Below are 12155 nucleotides of genomic sequence, written 5' to 3'. Positions count from 1 at the left end.
CAATGGCCTTGGACATCATCGTTGTAATGCTCTACGCCGCCGCCATGCTCGGACTTGGCTGGTACGGCATGCGCCGGGCAAAGAGCCACGAGGACTATCTGGTGGCAGGACGCAACCTGGGCCCGACGCTGTACATGGGCACCATGGCCACCACCGTACTCGGCGGCGCATCCACCGTCGGTACCGTACGCCTGGGCTACGTCCATGGCATCTCCGGCTTCTGGCTCTGCGCCGCGCTAGGCATGGGCATCATCGCCATCAACCTGTTTCTCGCCAAACCTCTGCTGCGCCTGCGCATCTTCACCGTCACCCAGGTGCTGGAGCGACGCTACAACCCCCTCGCCCGCCAGGCCAGTGCCGCCATCATGCTCGCCTACGCGCTGATGCTCGGGGTGACTTCCGTACTGGCGATGACCACCGTGCTGCAGGTGCTGCTCGATCTGCCATTCTGGGCGTCGCTGCTGCTGGGCGGCGGAGTCGTGGTGATCTACTCGACCATCGGCGGCATGTGGTCGCTGACCCTGACCGACATCGTGCAGTTCGTGATCAAGACCGTGGGCCTGATGTTCATCCTGCTGCCGGTATGCCTGTACAAGGCCGGTGGCTGGGACGAGCTGGTGGCCAAACTGCCGGCTGCCAGCTTCCAGTTGACCACCATCGGCTGGGACACCATCGTCACTTACTTCCTGATCTACTTCTTCGGCATCCTCATCGGCCAGGACATCTGGCAGCGGGTGTTCACCGCCCGTGACGAGAAGGTCTGCCAGCGGGCCGGTACCGCCGCCGGGATCTACTGCGTGCTCTACGGCCTGGCCTGCGCCCTGATCGGCATGGCCGCCCATGTGCTGCTGCCGGATCTGGCCAACCCCAACAATGCCTTCGCCGAAATGATCAAGAGTGCACTGCCCGACGGCATTCGCGGGCTGCTGCTGGCCGCTGCCCTGGCCGCCATGATGTCCACGGCCAGCGCCGCACTGCTGGCGGCCTCCACCACCCTGACCGAAGACATGCTGCCCAAGCTGCGCGGCGGCAAGCAGTCGAGCCTGGGTATCAACCGCCTGTTCACCCTCCTCACGGGACTGGTGGTACTGGGCATCGCCTTGGTGGTAAGCGATGTGATCAGTGCCCTGACACTGGCCTACAACCTGCTGGTCGGTGGCATGCTGGTGCCACTGATCGGGGCGATCTTCTGGAAACGTGCCACCACCGCTGGGGCGATCACCAGCATGTCGCTGGGCTTCGTCACCGCGTTGGTATTCATGTTCAAGGATGGGCTCGATGCCAATACGCCGATCTACTACAGCCTGGCAGCCGGCCTGGTGAGCTTCGTGGTGGTCAGCCTCGTGTCGCCCAAGGCGGTGGCTGACGTGAAACTGGCCTGACAGACGACAAAAAGGCCGCTGCATCCCCCGGACGCAGCGGCCTTGTCGTGTCTGATCAGCTGGTCAGCGACGGCGTGGTTGGCGCTTGCGCTGCTCTTCATCAGTCGGGATCGGTACCGGCTGCAAGGGTGGTGGAATCAGCCCGAGCGCGACACCCAGGTCGTGGAGCCAGTTGAACATTTGGTTTTTCATAGTGCCCCCTTGACGGGTCAGCCTCACGGCAAATCAATCCTGCGATGTTTCATACAGATCATAGTCCCATGTGCTGTATTACGCATGCCCTTATGCTTACAGATATGGTCGAATTTGATACAAATCAAGCGGAAACGGCTGCTTCCGACGGTTGGTTATTCGTTTCGGTTTGTTGCAGATCGATCCAGGCCTGCAAATTCGCCCCGCACATGCCCTGACGCCACATCAGCCAAGTGACGGCGTGATCGAAGGGCGCCTGCAGGCGGTGCGCCCGAACCTGATCACGCCCAGGCAGGCTGTCGAGCATCGATTCAGCCATCAGCGCCACCCCCGCCCCAGCAATCACGCAGGCCAGCATGCTCTGGTACGACTCGATCTCCATCACCCTGCCCATCGGCGTGTGGGCATCGGCATACCAGGCCTCCAGGCGCATTCGGTACGAGCAGCCCTGCCGGAAGGTGAACACCGCCTTGCCCGCCACATCCCGCGCACTGCGTACCGGCGGATGCTGCGCACAGGTGATGAGCAGCAAGGTCTCGTCACACAGCGGCACGCCGTCGAGCCCGGCCAGACTGGGCGGGCCATCCACCAAGGCAGCATCGAGCCGATGGTTGAGCAGGCCTTCGAGGAGTTCGCCGCTGGGCGCGGCCTGCACCTGCAGGTTCACCTGGGGGTAAGCCTGGTGATACCGCGCCAGCAGTCCAGGGAGGTGAATGGCCGCCGTGCTGTACATGGTCCCCAGCACGAAGTCACCGGCCGGTTCTCCCCCTTGCACCGCCGCGACTGCTTGGTCATGCAGGGCCGACAGACGGTGGGCGTAGTCGAGCAGCACCTTCCCAGCGGGGGACAACTGCATCCGCTGGCGCTCACGCAGGAACAACTCGACACCCAGTTGCTCCTCCAGCTGGCGCAGCCGCGTCGACAGGTTCGACGGCACCCGATGCAGGCGCTCGGCAGCGCGGGTCACAGAACCTTCCTCGGCCACGGCCTGGAAGATGCGCAGTTGGCTGAACTCCATTGCGTTCTCCAAAAAAGAACAACTTGATCATCATTATTCAATTTAACTGAAAGTACAGGCGCCGTAACCTGCCATGCATCGTTTACTTGTCTGAGGGTTCAGCCAATGTCGCCATTCGTACAACTGCTGGCCAGCGCCGTGGCCCTGATGATGGCCATGGGCATCGGCCGCTTCGCCTTGACCCCGCAGATGCCCCAGTTGATCGCTGAGGGGCAACTTGACCTCACCGCGGCGGGTCTGGTGGCGGCAGCCAATTACCTGGGCTACTTCCTCGGTGCGGTGGATGCCATGTTCGCCCGCAAGCCCACCCAGGTCCGCCTGCGCTTGCTGGGCGGCCTGTGGTTGTGCGTGCTGCTGACCCTTGCCTCCTGGGCCGCCCACGGCTTCTGGAGCCATGCGCTGCTGCGTTTCGGCACCGGCGTTGCCAGCGCCTGGGTGCTGGTGATGATCACCAGCCTCAGCCAGCAGGTGGCCAATGCCAGTGGCCGTCAGCGCCTGGGGGCGCTGGTTTTTGCCGGCCCTGGACTTGGGATCGCCCTGACCGGCCTGTTGGCACTGGGCGGGCATTTGCTGGGGATCGACTCGGCTGGTCTGTGGCTGGTGTACGCGATGGCGGCGCTGATCATGCTGGTGGCCGTACAAACGGCCTTGCCCCGCGCTTTGGAACCTGGCCTTAGCAACACCCGCCAAGGTTCGAGCCGTAGCCCAGGGATAGCACGACTGGGGCTGGTTTACGCTTTGTACGGCGTCGGCTACATCCTGCCAGCCACGTTCCTGTCGCAAATGGCCAATCAACAATTTCGCGGCAGCTGGATGGCCGACCTGTTCTGGCCAGCCTTCGGCATAGCGGCGGCACTGGGGGTGGTGCTGGTCAGCGCACGCCGACCGGGCCGCACATCGGTCTGGTTGAGCGCTACCTTGTGGCTGCAAGGCTTGGGAGTGCTGGCTTGCCTGCTAGGCGGCGGCTTCGGCCTGTTGCTTGGGGTGGTGCTGTGCGGCACACCGTTCCTGGCCTGCATGCAGTTGGTCATGCAGCGCTCGCGGGAACTGGCCCCCCACGCCACACAGCGTAATGCCGGTCTGCTGACCGCCTGCTTCGCCCTGGGCCAACTGAGCGGGCCGTTGCTGGCGGCGCTGAGCAACCATTACAGCGGGGACCTGCAGCCTGCGTTATTGCTGGCGGCAAGCGGTTTGGGAATCGCGGGTGTGCTGGTGCAAGTCAGTGGACGAGGGCTGCAGGGATGCCCGAATCCCGGCAGGATAGCCTGACAGTTCGGCAATGTCCGTACTGGCCCGTGAAGGGGCCGGGATGCGCGACTGTCAACCCACCAACTTGCGCAGTTGCTGCTTCACCCACGGTTCGGCACTGACCAGCAGCACTCCGGCCAACACCATCATGGCACCCAGTACGAAATTCACGCTCAGGGGTTCATCGAGCAACAGCACGCCAAAGGTCACTCCGAACAACGGCGTGATGAACGAGAACACCGCCAGGTTCGAAGCCAGGTACTTGCGCAGCAACCAGAACCAGGTGAGGTAGCTGATGAACGAGACCACGACCGCCTGAAACAATACACTGCCCACCGCCAGAGGCGTCAGCGCTACTGCGCCAATCTGCCCGCTCAGCAAGGCGATCAGCAGCAAGCCGGCAAAGCCGATCGCCAGCTGGTAGAACAAGGTCAGGCTCGCCGGCGCTTCGGATAGACGGGAGCAACGAATCACCACCGTTGTCGCTCCCCACGCCAAGCCCGCCAGCACGCCCAGGGCATCGCCCAACAGCATGCGATGATCGATCTGCTTGAACGACATGCCCCCGGCGAAGGCCACGACGATTCCGCCGAAGGCCAACAGGATGCCGAACCATTGCAGCAAGCGCAGGCGCTCGCTGGGCAGGATGAAATGCAGACCGAGCGCGGTGAACATGGGGGCGGTGTAGAGGAACACCGACATGTGCGCCGCCGAGGTCAGTTTCAGCCCTTCGGCGATGAACAGAAACTCCAGACCGAACAGACCGCCAGCCAGCAGACCCGCTTTCCACGTATGGCCGGCTTGCTTGAAGTCGCCTCGCCACACCACCAAGCTGCCGACCAGCAGGGCGGCAATGCAGTTGCGCAGTGCCGCCTGCATCACCGGGGCGATATCGACGGCAGCCCATTTGATCAGCACCTGCTGGCAGCCCCAGATCAGGCACAGCACCAGCATGATCTGGAAAGCGAAGGCGTCGGGGCTCTTGCGGGCCCCGTTCATGGACGGACCACTTGGAGGGATAAAGACATGGGACAGACTCGGCAGTCGATAAGGAATGACCGATTATCGGGTTTCCGGGGCCGCCCTCGCCACCCTCAAATTGCGCCACCGGCGATCTCAGCTTTTTTTGAAACCTGTTCGAATGTGCTCTCGTCCAAGGCATCCTCCTGTTCGTCGAGCACCTGGCGTGGATGCTCGGGGTCCGGAATACTGCTGTCGATCAAGCTCAACAGGCGTGAGCCTCGCTCGGTCAACACGAAGTTCTCACCGTTGCCGCCCTCCTCCTCAGGCCGGCTTTCGATGAACCCGCGCTCGAACAACAGCTTTTCATACTCGCAGGCGCGGGTTTTCAGGTGATCCAGATCACCCACGGGTTGGCCTTTGGCGGCCAGGTCGGCTGCGTGCTGCTCGGCATAAGGGCGTGGGGTGAAACTGTGATCGGCACCGTTCTGCACCTCGTGCAGCAAGCGTTCGATCAGGTCCCAATCGTAGGATTTGCGCATGGCCATGGCCTCCAGCTGTAGGTGAAGGGGTACATAGCGTGGGACCGATGACCGACAGCGGGCGTTCAGAAAGTATCGGCGCTCGGAAATTTTCTGAACTTCCCCGCCCTGAAAAGCTCCACCGCGTACACCACTGAGGGAGGTGATCAGGATGAAACTGCTGCCAAGCCTGGCCTGCGCGGTCGGTTTGCTGTGCACCGTGCCGGCCTGGGCGTGCACGCCCGAAGAGGCCACTCAGAAGCGTGAGGAATTGGCCGGACTGGTGACCCAGTTGACCGAGCAGAATCCGCAGAAGGCCAAGGAGATCAATGACGAACTCCAGGGGATGGAGCTGGGGACTGCCAGCAAGGACCTGCCGGACAAGTGTCAGTTGATCGACAAGCGGATCAAAGAGTTGAAGGAAGCCGAGAAAAAGGCCGAATAGGGTTCGGTTATGCTGGCTTCTTCGCGGGTACCCCCCTACCGGCTACGCGAGACCTGTAGGAGCGGGTTTACCTGCGAAGAAGCCAACACCGCCATCGAGCCTTACTCAGCCGCAGGCTTGCGCTTCTTCAGCGGGGCGAGACCATCGGCGCTCGACAGTGGCGCATTGGCCTTTGGTTTGGCGGTCGGCTTGCGTTTGGCCGCAGCCTTCTTCTCGCCGGTCTTCTTCTCGATCTTTTTCTTCTTGGTACCGGCGGCCTTGCCCGATGCCTTGACCTTCTTCGGCCCGTTGTAGGTGCCCTTCACTTCCTTGATGACCCGGCGTTCGAACTGCTGCTTGAGGTAGCGCTCGATGCTGGACATCAGGTTCCAGTCATTGTGGGTGATCAACGAGATCGCCAGGCCTTCGCCGCCGGCGCGGCCAGTCCGGCCCACACGGTGCACGTACTCATCGCCGCTGCGCGGCATGTCGAAGTTGATCACCAGGTCCAGGCCGTCGATGTCCAGGCCACGGGCCGCCACGTCGGTGGCCACCAGCACCTTGGAGCTGCCTTGCTTGAAGCGCTCGATGGCCAGCTTGCGGTCCTTCTGATCCTTCTCGCCGTGCAGCACGAAGGCTTTCACGTCCTTGGCCACCAGGTGGCCGTAGATACGGTCGGCCAGGGCGCGGGTGTTGGTGAAGATGATCGCTTTGTCGAAGGTCTCGTTGGCCAGCAGCCACTGGACGATCTGCTCTTTGTGCTGGTCGTGGTCGGCAGTGATGATCTGCTGACGGGTGCCTTCGGCCAACTGCGAGACACTGTTGAGCATCAGGTGCTCAGGGTCTTTCAGGACCTTGCCGATGATGTCGCGCAGTGCCGCACCACCGGTGGTGGCGGAGAACAGCAGGGTCTGCTCGCGGTTCTCGCACTCCTTGCACAGGCGCTCCATGTCCTCGGCGAAGCCCATGTCGAGCATGCGGTCGGCTTCGTCGAGGATCAGCACCTGCACGTGGGACAGGTCGAGGTTGCCGGCGTTGAGCTGCTCGAGCAGGCGACCTGGAGTGCCGATCAGCACATCCGGCACCTTGCGCAGCATGGCGGCCTGTTCCTTGAAGTCCTCACCGCCGGTCACCAGGCCCGACTTGATGTAGGTGAACTGCGAGAACAGCTGCACCTGCTTGAGGGTCTGCTGGGCCAGTTCGCGGGTCGGCAGCAGGATCAGCGCGCGAATCTCTACGCGGCGCTCGCGCAGATCGACCAGGCGGTTGAGCAATGGCAACACGAACGCGGCGGTCTTGCCGCTGCCCGTCTGCGCGGTCACGCGCAGGTCACGCCCTTGCAGGGCCAAGGGGATGGCCGCGGCCTGCACCGGAGTTGGCTCGACAAATTTAAGCTCGGCCACGGCTTTAAGCAGGCGTTCGTGCAGGGCGAATTGGGAGAACACGGAGGTAACCTCAGGCAAGTGCGGGAAATTCGTCGCATAGGGTAACGTTTTCTGCAGCCGGAGCCGAATTTCTTTTGGCCTTCGGCATGTCATCCACGGTCTAATAGCCGCTCTTTTCGCTACACAGATGTTGTAAAAGCCAATGGATATTCAAGGAATCTGGCGTGACTCCCTCGATTTGTGGGGCACCCTCGACCAACATCCCATGCTCCATGCCGCCCTCGGCCTGGCTGTTCTATTGCTGATATCGCTGGTGCTCGGCCGCCTGGCGCGCTTTCTGATATTGCACGCAGCGCGCTTGCTGGCACGTCAACCGGCACTGCACTGGGTCGACGACCTGCGCCACGACAAGGTCCTGCATCGCCTGGCGCAAACCGTCCCCTCGCTGGTCATCCAGTTCGGCTTGAAACTGGTGCCGGCGCTGTCCGATACCGCCCAGCACTTCCTCGGCAACGTGGCCCTGGCCTTCACCCTGCTGTTCATGACCATGGCGCTGTCCTGCCTGCTCGATGCGTTGTTGCGCATCTACGCACGCACCGAGCACGCCCGCACCCGCTCGATCAAGGGTTATGTGCAACTGGCCAAGATGATGCTGTGGATCTTCGCCTCGATCGTCATCGTCGCCACCCTGATCGATCGCTCCCCGTTGCTGTTGCTGTCGGGTCTGGGTGCGATGTCGGCGGTTCTGCTGTTGGTGTACAAGGACACGCTGCTGTCATTCGTCGCCAGTGTGCAGCTGACCAGCAACGACATGCTGCACGTTGGCGACTGGATCGAAATGCCCCAGGTCGGCGCCGACGGCGACGTGGTGGATATCACCTTGCACACGGTCAAGGTGCAGAACTTCGACAAGACCATCGTTTCTATCCCCACCTGGCGCCTGATGAGCGAGTCGTTCCGTAACTACCGCGGCATGCAGCAGTCCGGTGGCCGACGCATCAAACGCAGCCTGTTCATCGACATGGCCAGCGTGCGTTTCCTCAGTGCCGAGGAAGAACAGCGACTTGAGCAGGTGCAGTTGCTCACCGAGTACCTGGCCGGCAAGCGCCAGGAGCTCAACGACTGGAACCAGGCCAAGGGCCGGCTTGCCGGGCATTCGGCCAACCGTCGGAGGCTGACCAACATCGGCACGTTCCGCGCCTTCACCCTCGCCTACTTGCAGAACCACCCCATGGTGCACCCGCACATGACCTGCATGGTCCGCCAGATGCAGACCAGTGCCGAAGGTGTACCGCTGGAAATCTACTGCTTCACCACCACCACGGTGTGGGCCGAGTACGAGCGGATCCAGGGGGATATCTTCGATTACTTGCTGGCGGTGCTGCCGGAATTCGGCCTGAGCGTTTATCAGCAACCCAGCGGCAATGATATGCGGGTTGGCTTGGCCGCACGGGGCCGGGAGTCGATCGAGCCGCGGCGGCTGGAAGAGATGAACGAGGCTTGAGATTGACGGGGCCGCTCAGCGGCCCTGGATACCGTAATTTAAGCGAAGTAGTCAGATTTGCCGGCGATAAGGCCCTGTTGGATGATGCCGAGTTGGGCATGCAGCGCTGAGATCTGCGCTGACTCAACCGGCCTCTGCGCGCAGTTGTTGGATTCGACGCTGTACCTGTGGGAGCGGGCTTGCCCGCGAACACGGGCGCAGCCCGTGCCATCCCCTAGCAATCCCAAGGACAAATCACCATGCCACCCTGCAAACCATCGCGCATCCCGCCACCTGAAGACCCAATGCCACAGACCCTGTTTCGCCCTTCCCTGCCGATCTTCTGCGTGACCTCGACCACATCCCTCGCCTATCCCCAGGCAGAGGCGCAGAAGCTGATGGCGTGCGCCCGTTACCTGAACCAGACCGGGGTGCTGTAGCGCAAATCGAGCGCCGCCCGCGTGGCGCTCGATCTATCAAACGCTGAAGCTCTCAAGCCGAGCCCATCCCCAACAGATACAACAACCCCGTCAACGTCACCAACGACACCACGGTCGACAACAGGATCGTCCGCGAAATCAGCCCCGCCTCGCGGTTGTAGTACTCCGCCAGCATGAACGGCCCGGTCCCGGTCGGCAGCGCTGCCAGCAACACCGCCGAGGTCGCCCACATGGTCGGCAGGCTGAATACCTTGAACGCCAGCACCCAGGTCAGCGCCGGTTGCCCGACCAGCTTCAGCCACACCAACGGCCACGGGCTGGCCTGGGTCCCGGTGCGCTTCTCGGCCAGGAACGCGCCGAGGGAAATCAACGCACAAGGCGTGGTGGCCAACGCCAGCATGTCGAGAAAATGCAGCACCGGCTCCGCCAGGCCCAGTCCGGACATGGCCCAGGCAGCACCGACCACCGGCGAGAAGACCAGAGGGTTCTTCGCCAGGGCCTTGGCCACGACCAGGATCGCCCGACCGATCTGCCGCTCTTCCTGCAGGCCGATCTCGATCAATGTCAGCGAGATGGCGAACACCAGGCACACCACGATCAGCGACGAAATCAGCGCCGGTTGCAGGCCGGCCTGGCCGAACAGCAGTACGCACAGGGGAATGCCGATATAGCCAGTATTGGCGTATCCCGCACTCAACCCGTCGATGCTCGATGCCACCAGCCCATGGCCGCTGTACAGGCGCCAACCCAGGGTGATGACGAACATCGCCAGCGCCCCCGCCCCGAACGCCAGGATGAACCCAGGGTGCCAGATCTCGCTCCAGGTCGCCGTAGCGGTGACCTTGAACAGCAGCGCCGGCAGGCACAGCCAGACCACCATCTTGTTGATTTCGGCAGCGGCCTTGTCACCCAGCTTGTTGGTCTTGCGGCACAGGTAACCGACCAGGATCAGGGCAAAGATCGGCGCGACGATGACGAAGATGGTGTGCATGTCAGGCCTTCTGGCTCTGCACTGCGCGCGCCCTACCGCCCAGGCGGGCCAGCCATACGGACGCCAGGATGATCGCGCCGCCGACGAACAGCCGTCCAAGGGGCTCGTCGCGGTTCCAGATCAGCAGGTTGAGCAGCAGGCCCACCGGTACGTGCAGGTTGTTCATCACAGCCAGCGTACCGCCGGAGACCAGGCACGCGCCTTTGTTCCACCAGTACAAGCCCAGCGCCGTCGGGCACAGGCCAAGGAACAACAGCACCAGCCACTGCACGTCGGTGCTCGGCAGATGCTGGGCATTGCCAAATAGCAGGAACGCCGGCAATGCGATCAGCAACGCGCCCAGATAGAAGTAGCCGAAACGCTTGTAGTGCGGCAGGTCGCTGGGATGGCGGGCGACGAGGTGGCGGTACAGCACCTGGCCTGCGGCGTAGGTGAAGTTGGCCAGTTGCAGCAGCAGGAAGCCGATGAAGAAGTCGCCGGTGATGCTGTCGAAACGGATCACCGCCGCCCCCGCCACGGCCACCAGGGCGGCGATCAAGGCCCAAGGATTGAAGCGCCGGTTCAGGGCATCTTCGATCAAGGTCACATGCAGTGGTGTGAGGATGGTGAACAGCAGCACCTCCGGCACCGTCAGCACACGGAAGCTCAGGTACAGGCAGACGTAGGTGATGCCGTACTGCAAGGCGCCGATCAGCAGCATCGAGCGCATGAAGCGCGGCTCGACCTGGCGCCAACGGGTCAGCGGCAGGAACACCAGGCCCGCCAGCACCACCCGGGCGAGCACGGCGAAGTAACTGTCGACGTGTCCAGCTAGGTACTCGCCGATCAAGCTGAAGGAAAACGCCTGGATCAGCGCGACGATAATCAGGTAGCCCATGGTGCTCTCTCTTGAATCAAGGCCGCGACCTTAGCGGGTTGCAGCGCTGCAGTTCAACCATGGGGAATGTGGGGACAGAGACAAAAAAGCCCGGCCATCAGGCCGGGCAGGTACACCCAAAGGAGCAAAAACCAGGTATCAGGGTTGGGAATTCGTTACCGATCAGGCCACCGCGGCCAGTTTCGCCTTGGCCTGGTTGAGGCCCTTCTCATGAAACTCGCCACTCATGTTCAGGCCTTCGGCGTGGATGAAATTGACATCGTGGATGCCGATGAACGCCATGACCTGCCGCAGATAGGGTTCCTGGTGGTCGCTGGCGGCGCCGGCATGGATGCCGCCACGGGCGGTGAGCACGATGGCACGCTTGCCGGTGAGCAGGCCTTGGGGGCCGGTCGGGGTGTACTTGAAGGTGATGCCGGCACGCAGCACGTGGTCCAGCCAGGCCTTCAAGGTACTGGGGATGGTGAAGTTGTACATCGGTGCGGCCATCACCAGCACATCGGCTTCCAACAGTTCATCGGTCAACGCGTTGGAGCGGGCCAGAGCTTGCAGCTCGCTGGCACTGCGCTGGTCTTCGGGCTTCATCCAGCCGCCGAGCAGGTCGGCGTCCAGGTGCGGTACCGGGGTCGCGGCCAGGTCGCGTACGGTGATCTGATCGGCCGGGTGCGCCGCTTGCCACTGGGCGATGAAGTCGCGGGTCAGTTGGCGGGACACGGAATCCTGTTGGCGGGCGCTGCTTTCGATGATCAGTACGCGGGACATGGCTGCCTCCATCGGCAATAAAGGGTGCGATTCGATGGAGAAGAGATTAAGGCTTGACCTATCGATAAAAAAGCGTAAAAAGTGGGTTCAATCTATCGATTAATCCGTTTTATTGCGCTTTGCAGTCCAGGTCTACCCGCAGCCTGATGATCTGTCGGTTGAATTTGGCCGTGACATCCACGCTTTTGCCGGCCGGCACATTCACCCGGCGCACCCGTGGCGCCTCTGGGCCATTACGGAAGGTGACCTTGCACTGGGCCGGCACCTGCCCATAGTTGTTCAGACTGATGCTGCCGAGGTCGTAGGCCGTGTCGTAGGTGGTGTAGTCGAGTTGAACACCGGAGGTCTGCTTTTCGACCTCGATCGGGTAAGCCATCGCCCCCACGGGCAGGCACAGCAGCAATACCGCACAACATTTCTTCATGGGCGCTCTCCTTGAGAAGAGCGCAGCTTAGGACAACAGGAGCCGAAG

General features: G+C 62.4%; 14 protein-coding genes. 5 read left to right on the top strand and 9 right to left on the bottom strand.

What is annotated here, in order from left to right:
• Nucleotides 1–2 precede the first annotated feature (2 nt).
• Nucleotides 3–1382, top strand: a complete 1380-nt coding sequence (locus tag E2H86_RS12430; protein ID WP_133328152.1) for a sodium:solute symporter — start codon at nt 3–5, stop codon at nt 1380–1382.
• 63 nt (nt 1383–1445) lie between these two features.
• Here the strand turns inward: E2H86_RS12430 and E2H86_RS26420 are convergent, their stop codons facing one another.
• Both E2H86_RS26420 and ptrR read right to left on the bottom strand, forming a co-directional pair.
• A complete protein-coding gene (locus tag E2H86_RS26420) occupies nt 1446–1574 on the bottom strand; it encodes a PA1414 family protein (RefSeq protein ID WP_306466571.1) in 129 nt (42 codons plus the stop codon).
• Between the two features lie 124 nt (nt 1575–1698).
• Nucleotides 1699–2592: a putrescine utilization regulator PtrR gene (gene ptrR, locus E2H86_RS12425; protein ID WP_133328150.1), complete on the bottom strand. Its 894-nt coding sequence runs from the start codon at nt 2590–2592 to the stop codon at nt 1699–1701.
• Between the two features lie 105 nt (nt 2593–2697).
• On the opposite strand from ptrR, the gene E2H86_RS12420 reads away from it, so the two are divergent.
• Nucleotides 2698–3861: a YbfB/YjiJ family MFS transporter gene (locus E2H86_RS12420; RefSeq protein WP_133328148.1), complete on the top strand. Its 1164-nt coding sequence runs from the start codon at nt 2698–2700 to the stop codon at nt 3859–3861.
• Nucleotides 3862–3912: 51 nt separating this feature from the next.
• Here the strand turns inward: E2H86_RS12420 and E2H86_RS12415 are convergent, their stop codons facing one another.
• Together E2H86_RS12415 and E2H86_RS12410 are read right to left on the bottom strand one after the other, a co-directional pair.
• Nucleotides 3913–4839, bottom strand: coding sequence for a DMT family transporter (locus E2H86_RS12415; RefSeq protein WP_133328146.1), 927 nt, complete (start codon nt 4837–4839; stop codon nt 3913–3915).
• A 95-nt stretch (nt 4840–4934) separates the two neighbouring features.
• Nucleotides 4935–5342, bottom strand: a complete 408-nt coding sequence (locus E2H86_RS12410) for a transcriptional regulator (RefSeq protein WP_133328144.1) — start codon at nt 5340–5342, stop codon at nt 4935–4937.
• 151 nt (nt 5343–5493) lie between these two features.
• Here E2H86_RS12410 and E2H86_RS12405 point away from each other — a divergent pair, with 151 nt between their 5' ends.
• Nucleotides 5494–5766 (top strand): hypothetical protein, encoded by a 273-nt coding sequence (locus E2H86_RS12405; RefSeq protein WP_133328142.1) that lies wholly within the window; start codon nt 5494–5496, stop codon nt 5764–5766.
• A 101-nt stretch (nt 5767–5867) separates the two neighbouring features.
• On the opposite strand, the gene E2H86_RS12400 is transcribed toward E2H86_RS12405, so the two are convergent.
• Entirely contained in the window at nt 5868–7190 is a 1323-nt protein-coding gene (locus tag E2H86_RS12400; protein WP_133328140.1) for a DEAD/DEAH box helicase, read from the bottom strand.
• 142 nt (nt 7191–7332) lie between these two features.
• Here E2H86_RS12400 and E2H86_RS12395 point away from each other — a divergent pair, with 142 nt between their 5' ends.
• Both E2H86_RS12395 and E2H86_RS12390 read left to right on the top strand, forming a co-directional pair.
• Nucleotides 7333–8634, top strand: a complete 1302-nt coding sequence (locus E2H86_RS12395; RefSeq protein WP_133328138.1) for a mechanosensitive ion channel family protein — start codon at nt 7333–7335, stop codon at nt 8632–8634.
• 239 nt (nt 8635–8873) lie between these two features.
• On the top strand, nt 8874–9053 hold the full coding sequence (locus E2H86_RS12390; protein WP_133328136.1) for a hypothetical protein: 180 nt from the start codon (nt 8874–8876) through the stop codon (nt 9051–9053).
• A 52-nt stretch (nt 9054–9105) separates the two neighbouring features.
• Here the strand turns inward: E2H86_RS12390 and E2H86_RS12385 are convergent, their stop codons facing one another.
• The 4 genes from E2H86_RS12385 to E2H86_RS12370 all read right to left on the bottom strand — a co-directional run bounded on the left by E2H86_RS12385 (nt 9106) and on the right by E2H86_RS12370 (nt 12107).
• A complete protein-coding gene (locus E2H86_RS12385) occupies nt 9106–10044 on the bottom strand; it encodes an AEC family transporter (RefSeq protein WP_133328134.1) in 939 nt (312 codons plus the stop codon).
• 1 nt (nt 10045) lies between these two features.
• Nucleotides 10046–10921 (bottom strand): carboxylate/amino acid/amine transporter, encoded by an 876-nt coding sequence (locus E2H86_RS12380; protein ID WP_133328132.1) that lies wholly within the window; start codon nt 10919–10921, stop codon nt 10046–10048.
• Nucleotides 10922–11083: 162 nt separating this feature from the next.
• Nucleotides 11084–11683, bottom strand: a complete 600-nt coding sequence (locus tag E2H86_RS12375) for an FMN-dependent NADH-azoreductase (protein WP_133328130.1) — start codon at nt 11681–11683, stop codon at nt 11084–11086.
• 109 nt (nt 11684–11792) lie between these two features.
• Nucleotides 11793–12107: a 3-phosphoglycerate kinase gene (locus E2H86_RS12370; protein WP_133328128.1), complete on the bottom strand. Its 315-nt coding sequence runs from the start codon at nt 12105–12107 to the stop codon at nt 11793–11795.
• Nucleotides 12108–12155 lie beyond the last annotated feature (48 nt).

Origin of the sequence: Pseudomonas putida, from assembly GCF_004357765.1 — a bacterium.
GTDB classification, from domain to species: Bacteria; Pseudomonadota; Gammaproteobacteria; order Pseudomonadales; family Pseudomonadaceae; genus Aquipseudomonas; species Aquipseudomonas putida_U.
This window is presented reverse-complemented; position numbering and strand designations above follow the sequence as displayed.